Source organism: Yoonia sp. JB2-21, from assembly GCF_055693545.1.
Genome location: NZ_JBVFUC010000001.1, coordinates 1860946 through 1880386 on the forward strand (window position 1 = coordinate 1860946; position 19441 = coordinate 1880386).

The window sequence follows — 19441 nt, forward strand, 5'->3', positions numbered from 1 at the left end:
GGCACCTTTTGTGAAAGGGAACTCACATGGGACTATTTTTAGAGAGAAAGAAACCGCGCCTTGCACGGTCACGATCTCGCACCGGTTTGAAGAACTGTCGGCGCATGTGCGTCTGGACAATGGTGCTGTGATCCATCCGGGTGATACAGTGCAGGTGCAGGGTCCCGAAATCATGGCCGCCTTTGGCGAGATGATTGAGGAAAAGCGCACTGCCGTGATCACCCGTGCCAGCAAGATCGAACAGCTATGGACCCGCGCCACCGGCGATTTGGAGTTCATGGAGCTTTGCGAATTCTCATTCAGCGAAGAGGTGATGTCATGAACATACACTCATCCAACGCCGCGACCGCAGAAGAGGCCATTGCCGCGCAAGAGGCCCTGCCACCGCTGACCAATGAAGAAGCCACGCAAGTCGCGATGTCGAACACGCTGCTGACGCCGCGTTTCTATACCACCGATTTTGATGAAATGGACGCGATTGATGTCTCCTCTGTCCGCGATGAGTGGGACGTGTTGATTGGCCAGATGAAGGCAGACCCGAACAAGGGCCACTTCAAGAAGAACGAAGATTGGGACACCGTTGATTGGGACGGGATGGAACCTGCGCTGAAAGCAGAATTCATCGACTTTCTGATTTCTAGCTGCACTGCCGAATTTTCGGGTTGTGTCCTTTACAAGGAAATGAAGCGCCGTGGGTCTAACAAAGACATCACCGAGCTATTCCAATTGATGGCCCGTGATGAGGCCCGCCATGCCGGTTTCATCAATGATGCCCTGCGTGAGGCTGGTATCGCGGTGAACCTTGGCTTTCTGACGCAGGCGAAGAAATACACCTACTTCCGGCCCAAGTTCATCTACTACGCGACATACCTGTCCGAAAAGATCGGCTATGCCCGCTATATCACGATTTTCCGCCATCTTGAGGCGCATCCAGAGCATCGCTTCCACCCGATCTTTAAGTGGTTCCGTGAATGGTGCAACGATGAGTTTTCCCATGGTGAGGCGTTTGCCTTGCTGCTGAAAACTGACCCGCAGTTGACCGAAAGCCGCGTCAACAAGATGTGGATCAAGTTCTTCCTCACAGCCGTTTACTCAACCATGTGGGTCCGCGATCACCAGCGCCCTGAATTCCACAAAGCGCTGGGCGTTGATCCGAAATGGTATGGGCAAGAGGTGTTCCGCAAGACATCCGAGATTTCCAAGCAGGTGTTCCCGATGACTTTGGATATCGACCACCCTCGGTGGGAACCCACGCTGAACCGGATGCAGGCCGCCAATGTGCAAATCGCTGATGGGCGCAAGCAAGGCGGCGTCGGTGGTTGGGTCAAGCGGATGGCGGGATCGGCTAAGGCCGGTTTTGCCTTTGTCTCGCTATTGACCATCCCGGTCGAAAAGAACGCGGTGCCTGACAGCCCACGGTTGGAGCCTGCTTACTGATGACCTCGCCCTGGATCGCATCGCTGATTGCTATTTTCGTCTGGTGGTTCGCCACCGGGGCGATTTTGGTGGCGGTGCGGCGGGCGGATCGTCTGGGCACCCATGGCATGACGACGTTCATGGGTCTGCCCTTGCTGGCGCTGGGCGTTTGGGCCGTGGCCGTTTCGCTGGCTGATGCCAGTGTGACGGGGGCCTATATCGGCTTTGCGGGGGCCTTGGCTATCTGGGGCTGGATCGAACTGGCGTTTTTGGCTGGTGTTATCACTGGCCCGGTACGTGATGTCTGCCCGCCCGGCCTGTCCGGGCGCGACCGGTTTTTCCGGGCGTTTCAGACGGTAGCCTATCACGAATTGGCGCTGGTCATGGGCCTTTGGGGTTTGGTGATCGCATCGGAAGGTGCGGCCAACCGCATCGCGCTTGCCACTTATCTGGTGCTGTTCTTGGCGCGCATTCTGGCCAAACTGAACCTTTATTTCGGGGTGCCCCGGATCAACACGGAATTCGTGCCTGATCGGTTGGATCACCTGAAATCATATTTCCGGCGCGGTCCGGTGACACTCGCCTTTCCAGCGGCGATCACCCTATTGACCGCGCTTTTGGCCGTCTGTGCCGAACGGTTGTGGACTGCCGGATCAGACGTGACCGTTGTGGGCTTTGCCCTGCTGACGGCAATGGCAGGGCTGGCCCTGCTCGAACACTGGCTGATGGTGGTGCCGCTGCCAGATGCAAAACTTTGGCGTTGGATGCTTCCGGCGCAAAAAACGATGACTGAAGAAGAAAGATGAGTGCGATGGATTTTGACGCCCTATTCAATGCCCAGCTGACCCAGCTGAAAGACGACGGAAACTATCGCTACTTCGCTGAGTTAGAGCGCAAATGCGGCAAATTCCCTCGTGCGGCCAACCATGCCGAAGAAGGCGTGCGCGATGTGACTGTCTGGTGTTCCAACGATTATCTGGGCATGGGCCAGCACCCCAAGGTGATTGAAGCAATGTGCGAAGCGGTGGAACGCACCGGCACTGGCGCGGGCGGCACGCGCAATATCTCGGGCACGAACCACGACCACCTTTTGCTGGAACGCGAATTGGCTGATCTGCACGGGAAAGAGGCGGCGTTGCTGTTTACCTCTGGCTATGTGTCGAACTGGGCGGCTTTGTCGACCCTGGGCAGCCGGTTGGAAAACTGCGTGATCTTGTCTGATGCGGGCAACCACGCGTCCATGATCGAAGGCATCCGCCACAGCCGGGCGACCAAGGTGATCTGGAAGCACAACGATGTGCATGATCTGGAAATGAAGCTGCGCACACTGCCCGCTGATGTGCCCAAGATCGTAGCCTTTGAAAGCGTCTATTCGATGGATGGTGATATCGCACCGATCAAGGAAATCGTCGAAGTGGCTGAAAAATACGGCGCTATGACCTATTTGGATGAGGTGCACGCCGTGGGCATGTACGGTCCACGCGGCGGCGGGGTGAGCGAACGTGAAGGGCTGGCAGACCGGATTACGTTGATCGAGGGCACTTTGGGCAAGGCCTATGGTGTTGTTGGCGGCTATATCACCGGCTCTGCTGCATTGTGCGACTTTATCCGCAGCTTTGCATCCGGCTTTATCTTTACCACTGCACTGCCGCCTGCGGTTGCGGCTGCGGCACGGACATCCATCGCGTACCTCAAAAATTCCGAGTTTGAGCGCGCGCAGCAACGCCGCCAAGTTGCGCGTATGCGTGCCGCACTTGATCGTGAGGGCATTCCGCACATGGAGAATGAAAGCCACATCATTCCCGTGATGATTGGCGACCCTGTCAAGACGCGAATGTTGGCCGATTATTTGATGCGCGAATGGGACATTTATGTGCAACCGATCAATTATCCGACCGTTCCGAAGGGAACGGAACGGCTAAGGTTCACCCCTTCGCCACTGCACACGGATGCGGATATTGATCATCTTATCAATGCGTTGCGGGTTCTGTGGAAGCAATGTGCGCTCGCGCATGCGGTGGCCTAACGCCTATCACGCAATCTTTTGCATACAGGGGTGGACCGGCCCGTTTGTTGCATTACATTGCGTGTCGACTGGGGCAAACGGTCACAGAACTAGATCGAAGAGGAATACGATCATGAAAAAGTTTACAATCGCAGCTGCTTTTGCAGTTTTCTCTGCTCCTGCATTCGCAGACGGCCACGCAGCCACCGTTGGTGACGCCGCCGCTGGTGAAGAGCAATTTAACCGCCAGTGTGTGGCGTGCCACGTTGTTGCTGATGCGTCCGGTGAAGTCCTTGCTGGCCGCAACGCGCGCACGGGTCCTAACCTTTACGGTATTGCCGGTCGCGTCATGGGGTCGGTTGAAGACTTCCGTTACAGCGACGCATTGACTGAGCTGGGTGAGGCGGAAACGCCTTGGACTGAAGAAGCTTTCGTCGGCTATGTGCAGGATCCGACAGGTTGGTTGCGTGAAACACTCGACAACCGTCGCGCACGCGGCAAGATGGCTTACCAGGTCCGCCAGGAAGATCAGGCGTATGACCTTTATGCATATCTTGCGACGTTTGAGGCAGCAGCCGAGTAAGCGCCGCCTCTAGCAAAGTTTTGGGCCGTCATGGGAAGCCGTGGCGGCCTATTGCGTTTTAAGGATGATATCTGCAATCGTTTGCGGATCTTCCTCATGCGCCAAATGGCCCAGATCCGGCAGTTCCGTTAGTGAAGCTTTGGGTATCTGCGCCGTAGCATCTTTGCTGACCTGTGGCGGGACCGCCTTGTCATTCAGGCCAGTGATCAAATGCACCGGGCAATCAATCCTATTCAAACGTGCCAGCAAACCGTCCAGCGTCCACTGCGCCATCATCGACAGCGTTGCATCGACATGACCCTTGTCAGTCGCAAGGCGATAATAAAGCTCTAACCCATCTTGATCGAGGATCGAGCCCGTCCCTTGTACAAGGTTACGAACGCCGCTGCGCGTTGTGGTGCTCGCAAAAAGACTTGCACTGAACGGTGTGACGGCCAGCGCTTTTGCCATCATCGGAAACAGCCAACCGGCCACCCCTTTGAAGTTGCCCAAAGCGGCATTGATTCCGATGATGCCACTGCATGGCCGTAAACCCAATTCCCACATCCGCAAAGCGAGTGCCGCACCTGCAGAGTGACCCACGACAATGTCGGGTGACCATTCCTGATTGCGGCACAAGGAGATCAGATCCTCGGCCATATGATCTAGTCCGCACCGCTGTTGCGCGCCAATTTGGGTAAAGCCTTGCCCTGGGAGATCGACGGCAACCACCCGATGTGTTTTTGCAAGTAACGGAAACAACCCACGAAAACTTTGGGTCCCGCCGCCGGCGCCATGGATCAGCAAAATAAGGGGACCCTCACCATGTTCCTGCACATGCCAACGATGCGGGCGGTGCAGGATTTGGCGTGAGTATGCCGTCAGTGGCCAGTCTTTGGCGTCATCTGGCCAACGCATTAATCGCCCAACGCTGTCGAGACAGACTTTGAAAGCCGTTCGGCATTAGCGCGTGGAAGCGGCAAATATGCGGCATCCAACGTCTGAGCAAGGTTGCGCAGGGCCGGTTCTGGTCGGTTGCCGGTATCAATGACAATGGCGTCGGCCCCCTGTGCCCGCAAAACACGTGCGATGTGCTGGGCGTCCTTTGCGGCCTGCTTGCGATCTGCGCTTCCGTCGAGGGCGATGTTGGCACGACCGTCTGTCAGGATGGCAATGGTCGGCGTCAGACCTCTTCTTGTGGCCTGAGTGGCTTGATCAAGCGCTGTTACCATCCCGGCCGCCAAGGGGGTGCCACCTCCGCCGGGCAGTGCTGCAAGGCGGCGTTTGGTTTGCACCAGGGACCGTGTTGGTGGCAGCAAAAGCTCTGCCTCGGTTCCACGAAATGACACCAAGGCCACGTGATCGCGCCGTGCGTATGCTTGCGCCAAAAGCAATTCAACGGCACCCTTGGCCTCGGCCAAACGCGACAGCGCCGCTGACCCTGAGGCATCTACCGTGAAGATCAAGAGCCGGTCTGACTTTTCCTCGAACCGCTTGATACGGATGTCACTTGGTCTGATTTGCAAACCATCGCGCCCGGATGCATTGCGCCGGATCGTTTGCCAAGGCGCAGCTGCGCGCAGGGTGCCGATGATATCAATACGTGCACCATCACTGATCCGGCCCGCCCGTGATGGCAGTGGTCTGCCGCGTCTGTTGCCCTTACGTGCTGCGCCCGTGCCATTGCCGCGCCCAGCCCGGGCCTTTTGCGCCGCGATTTGATCCAAAAGGTTGTCTGGAAGCAATGCACGCACCGCATCCAACAGCAACTCGTCCGGCAGATCGAGAGATTCCTCGGTATTTGTGCTATCATTCGTTTCCGGCGGCGGTGCTGGCGGGTCTTCCTGCGTTTCAGGTTCGGGAATACGCGTTGCGCGGTGTGCGAGCGTCAGGGCGCAAGCAATTTCCACGTCCTCGACCGCGACACGGTCCTTGCCATGTAGCGCCGCGTGCGCCCGCGCTGTACGCAAGGCGAAAAGCGGGGCCCGCATGGTGTTGATCCCAAGCTCCTCTGCGATGCGGGTGGTTTGGGCCACGATGTCGACTGGCATTTTGACCTGTTTCAAAGCAGTGACGTCGTCATATTTCGCAGGTGTTTCTGTGGTGTCCGCCAATTGGCAATCGGACAAATCGACATGGAAGGCCAAACGCTCTGCGAGCTTTGGGTTCAAGACCTCGTCTGGTTCCGCGCCTTCATCAAGGGCAATCAAACTATGGTTGCTTCCCTTATCCAGCGCAACGGCGAGCCTGGCGGCGAGCGCAGTTGTCGCCCGTTCGGCCATCGCCAAAACAAGTGTGCCGGGCCGGGCGAGCAAACCTTGTTCTTGCACCAGATGTCCAGTGGCGAGGGTCGCAGAAAGGTCCAGACCACCAAAAAGCGCTTCGTCCGAAATCGCCGGGTGCAGTCGTCGTGCGCCATCGTCAATCAGCGTTGTCAGCCGGTCACGCACCGGACCGGCGCGCGCACGAATGCACATCCCACCCAGCCCCGGATCAATCCGCAGCAGTTGCAACGCAAGCGTTGCATGGGTCCAGCTTTCGTTAGCCAAGGACTTCTTCCACGGTGCGTGCGACCCGTGTGCCGCTGCCAGCTTCGTCCAAGGGATCGCGCCGCAGGCGGTGACGCAGGGCCATTGGCGCCACGGCACGGACGTGCGCGCGCGTGAGCGCCGTATCATTGCGCCAGGCGGCGTAGGCACGCGCAGACTTCAACAGGGTCAATTCACCACGCAGCCCGTCAGAACCAAGCGCAAGACAAAGTTCGGCGACGTCTGTCAGGGTCTTTTCGGGGGTTTTCAGCTTTGTGAGTGTCTTGCGCGCCTTCAAAATCTTCTGGCGAATTGTCGCATCTTCGGCCTGCCAGCGCAGCATGAAAGCGGCATTGTCATTTTCAAACGCATCCCGGCGTTTGATCACCTCGACACGGGTTTCGACGTCTTTGGGCGATGCTACCTCGACCGACAGGCCAAAACGATCCAGCAACTGCGGACGGAGTTCACCCTCTTCGGGGTTGCCTGAACCGACCAGCACAAAACGGGCGGGATGGCGAATGGAGAGCCCTTCGCGTTCGACAACGTTTTCGCCGGATTGTGCCACATCCAGAAGCAGATCGACGATGTGGTCCTCAAGCAAATTCACTTCATCAATGTACAGATAACCCCGGTTCGCGCGGGCCAGCAGGCCCGGCTGAAACGCCTTTTCGCCCTTGGTCAGCGCCTTTTCAATGTCGAGCGCACCGGTCACCCGATCCTCGGTCGCGCCGAGGGGTAAATCAACGACAGGCGTCGGCACCTCTTGCGCGCGTTTCGACACTGTTCCAGCCCAATCGGGCACATCTTTTGCTTTTTCGCTATTGATCGGGCAGCCTTTGATCGCCCTGATCGGAGGCAGCAAAGCAGCCAACGCACGTACCGCCGTTGATTTACCGGTGCCACGATCGCCAAAAACCAACACGCCGCCGATGCTGCCATCGATCGCAGTCAGGATCATGGCTTGTTTCATCTCGTCTTGGCCAACGATGGCGGAGAATGGGAAAGGTTGCATTATGCGGCCTCAAGTTTGGCTAGGGGTGAGATGCCGTTCCAAGTACCCCGGTCGGAGTGCACGGCAAAACGGGCATAGAGTTCTTCGCGAAACCAGCCTTCATCACGGACGGCACGGATCGCTTCGGCATGGGGCCCGGTGCGGGCAAAGCCGGCCATCGCCTTTTCTGATGGCCAGATTGAGAAGGTCACCTGATGCAGCATGGGTACCTCGCCAATGCCGATCTTGAAAGCGACGTTGGGATCCTTGCCGATCATTTCGGAAATGTTGGGCACGCGGCCCCAGAACCGGGTCAGAATGCTGGGCTTGATCGTCGCACGGGTCAGCGCGGCCAAGGGGCCGGTTGTTTCGGCGGTCGACGGCTGGAACGGGGTTTGGCCGGACCATGCGCCGCGTGCGGTTTGGGTTTGCAGGAACACGGTCCAGTTTTCGGCTGCACGCTTTTGATAGGTGGCAAAGATGCCTGCCTTGGTGCGTTTTCGCGCCGTGTCCGCATCTGGCCATGTTGCCAGAATTGCATAGACGGCCGTGTTGGGGACGGGTGTGAAACCCTCGCCAGTGCCAGAGCCGCACAGCTTCCAAAAACCGATGTCTTGTGTGCGTGCCAATGGCAACCGCGCCCCGCCCATCATCGTCAACGCCCACGCGCGGGCAAACGGCCCGGCGAAGCGGAAGAAAGATAGGCTGACGGTTTGGGTCACGCGTGAGACCTCGCGGCTAGTGTCAATTTATCCTGACATATCAGGCTACAGTTTGGAAGATCATCACGATAAGAATTGTCAACTTGTGTTTACACTACTACTGTTAGGCTATGATTACAGATGCCTTGAGTGATTCAAATCGCGCAATTGTCATTGGCGCGGGGCTTGGCGGCCTTGCAGCGGCCATGCGTCTTGGCGCGAAAGGCTATGCTGTGACCGTGTTGGACCGGTTGGATAAGCCGGGTGGTCGCGGGTCTTCTGTCACGCAAGATGGACACCGATTCGATCTGGGGCCGACAATTATCACCGTTCCACAGGTGTACGAGGATCTATGGGCCGCTTGCGGTCGTGACTTTCACAAGGACATTGACCTGCGCCCGATGGACCCGTTTTACGAGGTGCGTTGGCAGGACGGTTCGACGTTTACCGCCCGCCAAGACACGGATGCGATGTTGGCGGAGGTGGCACGCCTTAGCCCACGCGACGTGAAGGGATACAAACGGTTCCTCAAAGACAGCGAGCGCCGTTATGTGGTTGGTTTTGAAGGTATGGTCGCCAAGCCGATGCACCAGCTATGGGAAACCATCAAGGTGCTACCCTTGTTTGCCTTGTTGCGTGCGGATCGCTCAATCCTTGGACTTGCTAAGGCGCGGGTCAAAGACCCACGTCTACAGATGGCTTTGTCGTTTCATCCACTCTTTATCGGTGGTGACCCGCGTCATGTGACCTCGATGTATGCGCTCGTGGCCTATCTCGAAAAGGAATTCGGCGTGCACTACGCGATGGGAGGCGTGCAGGCCATTGCGCAGGCCATGACAAACGTGATCCGGTCGCAGGGTGGGCAGGTGCGTCAGAGTGTTGAAGTAGATGAAATTCTGCTTGAGGACGGCGCTGCAAAAGGCGTCAAACTGACAAATTCAGACACTATTGCGGCGGAACTCGTCGTCAGCAACGCCGATGCAGGCCACACCTATCAGCGTCTGTTACGCAAACAGCCCCGCAAACGCTGGACCGACAAGAAGCTGAAATCGCGTCGTTGGTCGATGGGCCTGTTTGTTTGGTATTTCGGCACGAAAGGTACCGCCAAGATGTGGCCGAACGTGGGTCACCACACAATCACGAACGCACCCAGATATGAGGGGCTGCTGAAGGATATCTTTATCAGGGGCAAGCTGGCTGACGATATGAGCCTCTATATTCATCGCCCTTCAATAACCGATCCAAGTGTTGCCCCGGCGGGGGATGATACCTTTTATGCCCTGTCACCGGTGCCGCATTTGGGCTTTGACGACCCTGTGGATTGGGAACAGGAAACGGCGGCTTATAAGGCCAAGGTGCAGGCTGAGGTCGAAAAGACGCTGCCGGGCTTTGCTGAATATATCAGCACCGAAATGGTGCTGACGCCCGAAGACTTCCGCGATCGCTATTTGTCGCCAAACGGATCGGGTTTCTCAATCGAACCACGCATCCTGCAATCTGCATGGTTCCGTCCGCACAACGTCAGTGAGGAAGCCAAAGGCCTTTATCTGGTCGGCGCAGGAACCCATCCCGGCGCAGGTGTACCCGGTGTGATTTCAAGCGCTGAGGTGCTGGCAAAGATGGTTCCAGATGCCCCTGTGATGCCAGAAATGAAAGTTGCCGCCGAATGATCCGCCCCGACGACCTTGAGCATTGCCGCGAAGCGATCCGTCACGGATCACTGTCGTTTCACGCAGCGTCCAAGCTGTTGCCAGCCAAGGTACGTGACCCTGCATTAGCGCTTTATGCCTTTTGCCGCTTGGCCGACGATGAAGTCGACGAAGGTGACTATCAGGCAGGCGCTGTTTTCCGACTGCAAGAGCGCCTGGATGCGGCCTATGCCGGCACGCCAAAGAATGCGCCGGAGGATCGCGCATTCGCCGCGATAGTCGAAGATTTCGAGATGCCGCGCGCGTTGCCAGAAGCCTTGTTAGAGGGTTTGGCATGGGACGCAGCAGAGCATCGCTATGATACTTTGAGCGGGGTTAGAGACTATTCTGCCCGTGTCGCCAGCGCCGTGGGTGCGATGATGTGCGTGCTGATGCGGGTCCGTGACCCTGATGCGCTGGCCCGTGCCTGTGATCTTGGTGTCGCGATGCAGCTGACAAATATCGCCCGCGATGTGGGCGAAGATGCGCGCATGGGCCGGATTTATTTGCCGTTGGATTGGTTGGCCGAGGCGGGCATTGATCCGTTGAATTTCGTGCATGAAACGCTGCCCACCGAAGATGTTCGCGGTATGGTCAAACGTTTGTTGGCTGAGGCCGACAGGCTGTACCGCCGGTCTGAGGCGGGGATCAACGTCCTGCCGCTACAAGCACGCACCGGAATTTGGGCGGCGCGTTTGATTTATGCGGGCATCGGTATGCAGCTTAAGCGACAGGCCTATGACAGTATCTCGATGCGCGCGCGCACGTCGTCGCGGCAAAAGCTGGCGTGGCTGGCGCAGGCGGGTGGATACACGTTGGCGTCAATCGTCATGCCAAAGTCGCCGGTCGTTTATGCCAAACCACTGTCCGAAGTCGCGTTTCTTGTCGATGCTGCCAGTCAGGCACGGCCTGAACAAAGCCGGTCAAGTTCTGTCATTGATATTCTGGCTGAACTCAAAGCGCGCGAAGCAGAGATTGGAACTGACCGTCCGATGGCTTAGATGTGAAGGGAACCGTGAAAGGGTCCCTTGAATGGATATCTGGCTTTTCTTCATTTTCCTTGCTGCAACCTTTGCTGCTGCTGCGACTGGTGCCCTGTTCCCGACGGGCCAGTGGTACAAGAGCCTCAACAAGCCGTCATGGACGCCCCCTGATTGGGTTTTCCCGGTGGCTTGGACCTCGATTTACCTGTTGATTTCCTTCGCCGGTGCGCGTGTCGCTGGTCTTGAGGGTAGTGGCTATGCCATGGCTTTCTGGGCGATGCAGATTGCGTTCAACGCACTCTGGACGCCTGTGTTCTTTGGCTTGCGCAACATCAGGGCTTCGATTCCGATCATGGCCTGCCTTTGGATCGCAGTTTTTGGTGCTACGATAGCCCATTGGCAGCTTGATATATGGGCTGGGCTTGCCTTTGCACCCTATCTGCTTTGGGTCACTGTTGCAGCCGCTTTGAACATTGCAATGGTCCGATTGAACCCGGATCAGAAGGCCTTGCAACTCCAAGACCTCTGATCCCCCTTGAACGTCCCCCAAAACGGTGAAACCATTGGGGATGGAAACGCATTTCAAATCATGGGCCGTCGTTGCCCCCCGATTGGTTGCTGTGGCTGCCGGGCGTGAAAAGGCCGATCTGGTCATTCGCGGTGGCAAACTGGTCAATGTCCAAACCCGCGAAATTCTGGATGGTTGGCAGGTGGCGGTCGCCGAGGGGCGCTTTGCCTATATCGGCCCCGATGCATCGCATTGCATCGGCGACGACACACGGGTGATAGAGGCCGAGGGCCGTTATCTGATCCCTGGCCTGTGCGACGGCCACATGCATATCGAAAGCGGGATGCTGACCCCGGCTGAATTTGCTGCTGCTGTGATCCCCCATGGCACCACAACCATGTTCACCGACCCGCACGAGATCGCCAATGTGCTGGGTCTGCGCGGGGTGCGCATGATGCATGACGAGGCGCTGATGCAGCCCGTCAATATATACACCCAGATGCCCTCCTGTGCGCCCTCTGCACCGGGGTTGGAGACGACAGGTTTTGAGATTTCAGCCGAGGATGTGGCCGAGGCGATGGCTTGGCCGGGTATTGTCGGACTTGGCGAGATGATGAATTTCCCCGGCGTGATCAACGGTGACCCCCAGATGCTGGCTGAAATGGCCGCGACCATGAACGCAGGTAAAACCGTCGGTGGTCACTATGCATCGCCCGACAAAGGCATCGCCTTCTCGGCTTATGTGGCTGGTGGAGCGGCTGATGATCACGAAGGCACGGCAGAGGCCGACGCGATTGCACGTGTACGTAATGGTATGCGGTCGATGATGCGGCTTGGATCCGCGTGGTATGATGTGGAAAGCCAGATCACGGCCGTCACGGAAAAGGGGCTAGACCCGCGAAACTTTATCCTGTGCACCGATGATTGTATGGCGGGAACGCTGGTTAACGACGGGCATATGAACCGCGTGGTCCGCCATGCGATTGCTTGTGGGTGTGACCCGTTGATTGCCTTGCAAATGGCGACGATCAACACCGCGACGCACTTTGGGTTGGAACGCGAGATTGGGTCGATTGCGCCCGGACGCCGCGCCGATATGATCCTGACCTCTGATCTGACTCAATTGCCGATTGAGGAAGTCATCGCGCGCGGTCAAACCGTGGCCCGCGATGGCAAGATCACTGTGGATTGCCCGCACTACGACTGGCCTGCTGATGCCCGCAAGACAGTGCATATGGGCAAGCCTTTGGATGATACCGACTTTGCGATCCATGCGCCAGAAGGCAAGAACAAGATCAAAGCCAAGGTGATTGGTGTGGTTGAAAATCAGGCGCCGACCGAGGCGTTGACCGCAGAGCTGCCGGTCGTGGACGGATTGGTCGAGGGCGAAGGCGACACCTATCAGATTGCACTTGTCGAACGGCATCAGGGCACCGGCAAGGTGGTGAATGGCTTTGTGTCCGGCTTTGGCTACACCGGCAAAATGGCCATGGGGTCGACCGTGGCGCATGACAGTCACCATATGATCGTGGTGGGTACGGACCGCGCAATGATGGCCGCCGCTGCAAACCGGCTGGGCGAGGTTGGCGGTGGTGTGACCGTTTGGAAAGACGGCGCAGAGCTGTCGCTGGTGGAATTGCCGATCGCGGGCTTGATGTCGGACAGCCCCGCCGCCGAGGTGGCAGCCAAGGCCGACCAAATGGTCGCGGCGATGGCCGCCTGCGGTTGCACGTTGAATAACGCCTATATGCAGCATTCGTTGCTGGCGCTTGTTGTCATCCCATCTTTACGGATCTCTGATCTGGGTTTGGTTGATGTGGACAAGTTTGAAATCACAGAAGTATTTGAGGAAAACGCATGAACGTTGCGCAAAAGGTGACAATCCGGACACCAGATATACCAAAGCCCGAAGCCTTTACTGATGCCAAAAAGGCGGTTGAGCGGTTGCAGGAACTCTACAATGCGGCAGTGTCTTTCCTGTCCGAGAATTTCGCCGCGGCATTGTCGAATGGTCAGCCAGAGACGCGAGTGCGGGCTTTTTACCCTGAGATCAGGTTAACCACGACAACCTATGCCAAAACGGATACGCGCCTGTCATTCGGTCATGTGGCCGAACCGGGCGTCTACGCCACAACGATCACCCGCCCGGATCTGTTTGCCTCTTATCTGGAGCAGCAGATTGGTTTGCTGATCAAAAGTCATGGTGTGCCCGTGGTGATTGGCGCGTCCAGCACTGAAATGCCTGTCCATTTCGCGGCCGCCAATAACCCCGGTCTAACCGTCCCGCAGGATGGCTCGATGGAGTTTAATCTGCGCGATAACTTCGATGTGCCGGACCTGAGCACAACGCACGACAATATTGTTAATGGCGAGGCTTTTACCTATCCAGACGGCGCGCGCCCCTTGGCGCCCTTTACCGCACAACGTGTAGACTATTCACTCGCGCGTTTGGCTCATTATACTGCCACGGCAGCTGAGCATTTCCAGAACCATGTGTTGTTCACCAACTACCAATTCTATGTCGAAGAGTTCGAAGCCTACGCCCGGCATATGCTGGCAGATCCGACAAGCGGCTATACGAGTTTTGTGAGTACCGGGAACGTGGAAATCACCGATGCCGATGCGCCGATCCCTGTGCCCGGTAAACTGCCACAGATGCCGACCTATCATCTGAAACGCGCCAATGGCGGCGGGATTACTTTGGTGAATATCGGAGTTGGACCGTCTAACGCCAAAACCGCAACGGATCATATCGCTGTTTTGCGTCCGCATGCGTGGTTGATGGTGGGGCACTGCGCCGGGCTGCGGAATTCGCAGCGCTTGGGTGACTTTGTGCTGGCGCACGCCTACTTGCGCGAAGATCACGTGCTGGACGACGATCTACCTGTCTGGGTGCCGATCCCGGCATTGGCAGAGATTCAGATCGCTTTGGAAACGGCCGTCGCTGACGTGACAGAACTGGAAGGTTACGAACTGAAGCGGATCATGCGGACCGGTACGGTTGCTACCATCGACAACCGCAATTGGGAATTGCGCGAACAGGCGGGACCTGTGCAGCGCCTATCGCAATCCCGTGCCATTGCACTGGACATGGAAAGTGCAACAATTGCTGCCAACGGGTTCCGCTTTCGCGTGCCCTATGGCACGCTTTTGTGTGTAAGTGACAAGCCGCTGCATGGTGAACTGAAACTGCCGGGCATGGCGTCTGAGTTCTATAAAACCCAAGTTGCAGCGCACCTGATGATCGGAATTCGTGCGATGGAACGCTTGCGTGAAATGCCGCTTGAGCGCATCCACAGCCGGAAATTGCGCAGTTTTGAGGAGACAGCCTTCCTCTGATCGGCCAAAAAACGCAAAAAATGGCGCTTTTTCCCTTATAAATCTACACTAATCGTTGTGGTCTCACACAAGATGCCGTTATATGTGCGGGTAACAGGCCCAACTGATAGGGCAAATGAGGGAGACCAGTAAAATGGCGACAAAACCACTTACAAAGGCGCAGCTTGTGACTGCATTGGCCGATGAAACAGGCATGGATAAGAAAGCAGCGGGCGCTGCACTCGACGCCGTTACTGGCATCATCACCAAAGAAGTATCCGGCGGCGGCGCTGTGACACTTCCCGGCGTTGGCAAAATCTACTGCCGCGAACGCCCAGAGCGTATGGTTCGCAACCCAGCCACGGGTGAGCAGATCAAGAAAGACGCTGACAAGGTTGTCAAAATGACAATCGCCAAAGCGCTGAAAGACAGCGTGAACGGCTAAGCCATTCCGGCCCCTGAGCCAGACACAAACATTAGAAAGGGTCGCCTTGAGGGGCGGCCCTTTTTCGTTGCCGATGCTGGACGACGCGTGCATTCGACGTAAATGGTCAGTAACCGGCCGCAGGCTTGGCTGTCGTGAGAATTCAACTATGGACGCTTCTACACATTGAAGGAGTAAGACCCGTTGCAAGATAACTCTCGTTCTTCGCCGACACTTATCATAGCAGCATTGGTTGCGCTCTTGGCGGTCTTTGCTGTCGCATTTTTTGCATGGCAAGCACGTGCCAAGGCCGCCAGCGGCGTGATTTTCATGCGCACCGATGCCCCCTTTGTGACGGCCTATCTGATCTGGCCCAATCCTGATGCGCCCCCCGGACTTGCGCATTACGTAGAGCATTTGGCCTGGCTGAACGCTGTTGCTGCGCAAGAGCGTGACATTGATCGCCATTCCAATGCATGGACCAGCGACGACGCGATTGGCTATTGGCTGTCTGGTGCGCCAGATGACTTGCAAGATGTGCTGGAAACGCTGTTGCAAACGGCTTTGCCACTCACGCTTGATCCAGAATTCGCCGCTGAAGAGCGGGACGTTGTGATGCGAGAATATGATCTTAGTTTTGCCGGGAATATAGATGAACAGGTGAATGAACGCGCGGATCAGTTTCTTTATTCCGGGAACCAGAAAGCGAAATCAATCATTGGCAGCCGGTCGGATATTGAGGCGCTGACCTACGACGCCGCGCGCGCCTTTCACCAAGAGACCCACAAGCTTGACGCTGCAACGCTGGTTGTGCTTGGAAATGTGTCGCGTCGGGACGTTGGCCGCGCTCTGCGCAACCTTGGACATGATGAAAGCAGCTTTGGCGCAGCCCAGGTCGCAGCAAAGCCTTTCGTTCTTGGCGAACCAACCACACGACAGTTTCGCTTTCCGGGTGAATCGCTGGTGCCCCGAATGCAGTTGCGCAAAGTCGTGCGGCTTGATGAACCGATCGCCTACGACGTGCTCGAAGCGAACGCTTTTCTTCTCCAAGACATTTTGGAATCAAACGTGCCGGGCGGGCTTGCGGGGCCGTTGCGCTTTGATGCGTCCTTCGCGCGAAGCTTTCAGATTGGTCTGTGGCCAATTGATGAGCAGCACGTCGAATTCTATATCTCAGCGCCGCCTGATCGCGGCGTCACACTTGCGACGCTGACAGCACGGATTGAAGAGGTTCTGCAAACAACGGCCGCGGATGGTATTCCAATTGGTACATACCGACGTATCAAAGATCGGTTTGGCGGTTTTTGGCCGGATTGGTCAGATACCGAACAAACTCAAGACTGGATGGCTGAATACATCGTAGACCGGTCAGCAATTCTACGGCGCCCTTTGAACAAGACCTCTGTGCAAAATCTTCAAACCGAAATCTCGCACACCACAGTGAACACGCTTTTGCGCGCGATCGCCGGTGAAGGGCGAACAGCCGTTACATTTGTTGGACCAGAAGGGACATTTGAATGATCCGATTGATTGTAACTCTCTCGTTTGGACTGTTGCTTGCCGCATGCCAAGAAGACGAGCCATCGTTCAGCAGCGAAACATCCGCAGGAGGTATGGATTATACGCTGATTCAGTCACCTGGTAGTGACTTTGTGTCTATCCAAGTCGCATGGCCGACGGACTGGGCGCAACGCGTTGATGTGAATCAGGCGACCCCCGGCACTGCGGTTGATCTTATGCTCGCGGGCGGCGCTGAGGGCTATACCCCCGGTGAAGTCGTTGAATTGTTCGCCGACCTTGATGCGGAGGCGACGCTGGACGTTACCGTGGACCATGTTCTGGGCCAGATGACGTTTCCGAAGCAGCATCTTACCGAAGTCATCGAAGTTGGAAATGCACATCTGGCGCGTCCAACTTTTGATGAAACGTGGTTCAATCGTGTGCGCGATGGATTTCAGCAAACAACACAAGAAATCCGCACACAGGAGCAATATCTAGCCTTTGAGGCGGCACGCTGGGCCGTCTTTGGCGACCAGCCTATTCGAACGGCGTTGTCTGTCACCGAATCCGGTATGTTTGAGGCGCTGACCATTGAAGAGGTGCGTGCATGGCATGCAGAGTTCATTACGAATGCCCCAGACATCCTTGTTGTTGCTGGTGACATAGATGCGCGGGATGCCGGTGCCGCCATTGATACTCTCTTCGCATCACTCCCAGCCGGAAAAGCAGTGTCCCGAACAGGTGTGCAGGCCGACTTTACGCCGCGCCGCATTCTTCTGCACAAACCTGACGCGCAGGTGACATCCCTTAACTTTGTCGGACAAGTTCCACCGACGCGGTTGGGTCTCGAATTCGAAGATCTGATCTTGGCAGATGCATTGGGGCAGGGCGATCAAAGTGTATTGTTTGACGCGGTGCGGACCGAATTGCGGGCCAGCTATGGGTTCACGGTTGGCTTTGCAAACTATTCCCGTGAAGAGCGGGTGTTGTTTATGACGGGCGAAGTGGAAGCCAGTAAACTGGAAGATGCAGAACGCGTGATCCGAGAGGCCTATGAGACATTTCGCGAAGCTGGCCCAGACGGTGATGTCGAAGACCGCAAAGCGCCCTATACGGAGTATTTTACTGACATCTGGCAATACGTGACTGACCAAGCGCGCATGGAAGTAGAAAGCACGCTGGATGGGTATCCTCCGGGCCGGACGCTGGACATTGTGGCAGAGATTGAAAGTGTCTCGTCTGATACGCTACGCCAGCGGCTGACAGCCGACTTTCCAGCGGCCTCTGACTTTATCATGGTTGCCGTGTCGCCGGATGTCGGTGCGTTGCCCGGCGCCTGTGTAATCTCGAAACCGGAAGACGCGGCAAACTGCTGATGCAGTGTTAGTTGCTCGCGATCGCTGCGCCCGATGTGATCAGCGATGGCACCAATTGTTGCACGACCCTATTCCATCGGGTGACCGGCTGCTCTGCGATAAAGACGATATCGTTTGGCAGCAGGTTCATGCGTGTCGCCAACACCAGATTGGTCACGTTGCGGGCATCAAGGTGCCATGCGGTTACAGCACCGAAATCACTCGCTGCGCTGCGCAACACATAGATTTGGGCGGGGTTGCCGGTTTCTGACGAAAACCCACCCTCGGAATATAGCGCATCTGCCAAGGTTGTCTGTTGCCCAAACGGCATCGCAAAACGCCCCGGTTGGGTCACTTCGCCTGTGAGATAGACAAAATCGCGATCAACTGCGTCTAGGCTGATGCGGTCCTGGAAGTTGCTTCTGCTCTCGGCAAGCGCGGCGCGGCGCAATTCGACTTCGGTGTTTAGTTGCGCAAGAGCCTGCGTCCGGCCCTGCTGGCGAAATTGGGCAAGTGTGATTTGCTCTTCAAAGTATGCTTGTGCTTTTTCCAATTCAAACGCCGTATCGACAAAAACACTGTCACCAGCAGCGAGCCGGGTTTTCTGTAAGTCTGGTTTGCTTAGATATTCGGTCAACGGAATTTGATAGAGCGTTCCGTCCCGGTAGATCCGGATTGAAGCAAAATCTACATCTGCGGTTGAGATCCCCCCAGCGCGAATTAGCGCTTCATCAAGGCGGAGCGGGGTCAAAGTGATCGGAATGATCATGGGTGCCGACACGGCGCCACCCAAGGAAATCCGCTGCGAGTTAAATTCCGCGATCTCGAGGCTAAAGCTGGGATCAATTCGATTTTCGACAAGGCTCTGGAAAAGTTGTGCTTCAGCCTCTTCCAACGTCAGTCCCGCAAGGGCGATACGCCCAACATCTGGCACGGCAATAGCACCGTCATCTTGGACGGTATATCCCTGACGGCTGTTTTGGGCGGCAAGCAGGCCGCTCAATTCTTCAACTGTGTTGCCTGCTGACTTGGTAGCCAGCAGAACGACATCACCAATGCCGATGCGGTAAGGGCCGGGATCAACCGCCGGCGGCACGCGGGTGGTTAGAGCCCCGGGGCGCCGTTGTTCTGACAGGCTTGGCGGAGGCGTCGTGCCAGCCCCACGCAAGGACGAGCCGGTGCCTGCGTTTTGAAAAAAGGCATTGGGTATTTGTTGCGGCGCATAGGTGTTGCGGTTCGCAACCAGGACGCTGTCGATGGTCAATGGAATGACGCGGACTTTTCCGTTAGCAGCACTGACTTGGGGCGAGATATAAGCCACGCCGCACGCGCTGAGCGATATGGCAGCTAGGAACCCGAAAAACCACTTTACCATATGTTCTTTCAAAAGCGCTGTGCGAAGCTGATTTACCTTGAACAGCAAACTTGTCTCGGCCTTGTTTGAATTGAAAAAGGCAGG

At 56.7% G+C, this 19441-nt stretch carries 18 protein-coding genes; 13 read left to right on the forward strand and 5 right to left on the reverse strand.

Features of this window, described 5'->3' with window-relative positions:
* Positions 1-34: 34 nt before the first annotated feature.
* The 5 genes from ACZ1G5_RS09320 (at position 35) to ACZ1G5_RS09340 (ending at position 4004) form a co-directional block, all read left to right on the forward strand.
* The gene (locus ACZ1G5_RS09320) at positions 35-322 is read left to right on the forward strand and encodes a hypothetical protein (protein ID WP_472734308.1); all 288 of its coding nucleotides are present in this window, start codon (positions 35-37) and stop codon (positions 320-322) included.
* On the forward strand, positions 319-1437 hold the full coding sequence (gene acsF, locus ACZ1G5_RS09325; RefSeq protein WP_472732571.1) for a magnesium-protoporphyrin IX monomethyl ester (oxidative) cyclase: 1119 nt from the start codon (positions 319-321) through the stop codon (positions 1435-1437). The genes ACZ1G5_RS09320 and acsF overlap by 4 nt, the downstream gene beginning before the upstream one ends.
* Entirely contained in the window at positions 1437-2222 is a 786-nt protein-coding gene (puhE, locus tag ACZ1G5_RS09330; protein WP_472732572.1) for a putative photosynthetic complex assembly protein PuhE, read from the forward strand. Before acsF ends, puhE begins: the two co-directional genes overlap by 1 nt.
* Positions 2223-2227: 5 nt before the next feature.
* Positions 2228-3442, forward strand: coding sequence for a 5-aminolevulinate synthase (gene hemA / locus ACZ1G5_RS09335; RefSeq protein WP_472732573.1), 1215 nt, complete (start codon positions 2228-2230; stop codon positions 3440-3442).
* 112 nt (positions 3443-3554) lie between these two features.
* Positions 3555-4004, forward strand: a complete 450-nt coding sequence (locus ACZ1G5_RS09340; protein WP_472732574.1) for a c-type cytochrome — start codon at positions 3555-3557, stop codon at positions 4002-4004.
* Positions 4005-4052: 48 nt separating this feature from the next.
* On the opposite strand, the gene bchO is transcribed toward ACZ1G5_RS09340, so the two are convergent.
* The 4 genes from bchO to crtA are packed head-to-tail and all read right to left on the reverse strand — an operon-like array spanning position 4053 to position 8227.
* Positions 4053-4901 (reverse strand): alpha/beta fold hydrolase BchO, encoded by an 849-nt coding sequence (gene bchO / locus ACZ1G5_RS09345; protein ID WP_472732575.1) that lies wholly within the window; start codon positions 4899-4901, stop codon positions 4053-4055.
* Positions 4901-6532, reverse strand: a complete 1632-nt coding sequence (locus ACZ1G5_RS09350) for a magnesium chelatase subunit D (protein ID WP_472732576.1) — start codon at positions 6530-6532, stop codon at positions 4901-4903. Before ACZ1G5_RS09350 ends, bchO begins: the two co-directional genes overlap by 1 nt.
* A complete protein-coding gene (bchI, locus tag ACZ1G5_RS09355; RefSeq protein ID WP_472734309.1) occupies positions 6525-7529 on the reverse strand; it encodes a magnesium chelatase ATPase subunit I in 1005 nt (334 codons plus the stop codon). Before bchI ends, ACZ1G5_RS09350 begins: the two co-directional genes overlap by 8 nt.
* A complete protein-coding gene (gene crtA / locus ACZ1G5_RS09360) occupies positions 7526-8227 on the reverse strand; it encodes a spheroidene monooxygenase (protein ID WP_472732577.1) in 702 nt (233 codons plus the stop codon). The genes bchI and crtA overlap by 4 nt, the downstream gene beginning before the upstream one ends.
* A gap of 110 nt (positions 8228-8337) precedes the next feature.
* Between crtA and ACZ1G5_RS09365 the strand changes: the two genes are divergently transcribed.
* The 8 genes from ACZ1G5_RS09365 (at position 8338) to ACZ1G5_RS09400 (ending at position 18003) form a co-directional block, all read left to right on the forward strand.
* Positions 8338-9876: a phytoene desaturase gene (locus ACZ1G5_RS09365; protein ID WP_472732578.1), complete on the forward strand. Its 1539-nt coding sequence runs from the start codon at positions 8338-8340 to the stop codon at positions 9874-9876.
* The gene (crtB, locus tag ACZ1G5_RS09370; protein WP_472732579.1) at positions 9873-10895 is read left to right on the forward strand and encodes a 15-cis-phytoene synthase; all 1023 of its coding nucleotides are present in this window, start codon (positions 9873-9875) and stop codon (positions 10893-10895) included. The genes ACZ1G5_RS09365 and crtB overlap by 4 nt, the downstream gene beginning before the upstream one ends.
* 31 nt (positions 10896-10926) lie before the next feature.
* The gene (gene tspO / locus ACZ1G5_RS09375) at positions 10927-11406 is read left to right on the forward strand and encodes a tryptophan-rich sensory protein TspO (RefSeq protein ID WP_472732580.1); all 480 of its coding nucleotides are present in this window, start codon (positions 10927-10929) and stop codon (positions 11404-11406) included.
* 40 nt (positions 11407-11446) lie between these two features.
* Positions 11447-13246, forward strand: coding sequence for an adenine deaminase (gene ade / locus ACZ1G5_RS09380; RefSeq protein WP_472732581.1), 1800 nt, complete (start codon positions 11447-11449; stop codon positions 13244-13246).
* On the forward strand, positions 13243-14724 hold the full coding sequence (locus ACZ1G5_RS09385; RefSeq protein WP_472732582.1) for an AMP nucleosidase: 1482 nt from the start codon (positions 13243-13245) through the stop codon (positions 14722-14724). Before ade ends, ACZ1G5_RS09385 begins: the two co-directional genes overlap by 4 nt.
* A gap of 133 nt (positions 14725-14857) precedes the next feature.
* Complete coding sequence (locus ACZ1G5_RS09390) at positions 14858-15148, forward strand: HU family DNA-binding protein (RefSeq protein ID WP_108813279.1); 291 nt, start codon at positions 14858-14860, stop codon at positions 15146-15148.
* Positions 15149-15331: 183 nt separating this feature from the next.
* Entirely contained in the window at positions 15332-16648 is a 1317-nt protein-coding gene (locus ACZ1G5_RS09395) for a M16 family metallopeptidase (RefSeq protein WP_472732583.1), read from the forward strand.
* Positions 16645-18003, forward strand: coding sequence for a M16 family metallopeptidase (locus tag ACZ1G5_RS09400; RefSeq protein ID WP_472732584.1), 1359 nt, complete (start codon positions 16645-16647; stop codon positions 18001-18003). The genes ACZ1G5_RS09395 and ACZ1G5_RS09400 overlap by 4 nt, the downstream gene beginning before the upstream one ends.
* A gap of 7 nt (positions 18004-18010) precedes the next feature.
* On the opposite strand, the gene ACZ1G5_RS09405 is transcribed toward ACZ1G5_RS09400, so the two are convergent.
* Entirely contained in the window at positions 18011-19357 is a 1347-nt protein-coding gene (locus ACZ1G5_RS09405; RefSeq protein WP_472732585.1) for a polysaccharide biosynthesis/export family protein, read from the reverse strand.
* Between the last annotated feature and the right edge of the window lie 84 nt (positions 19358-19441).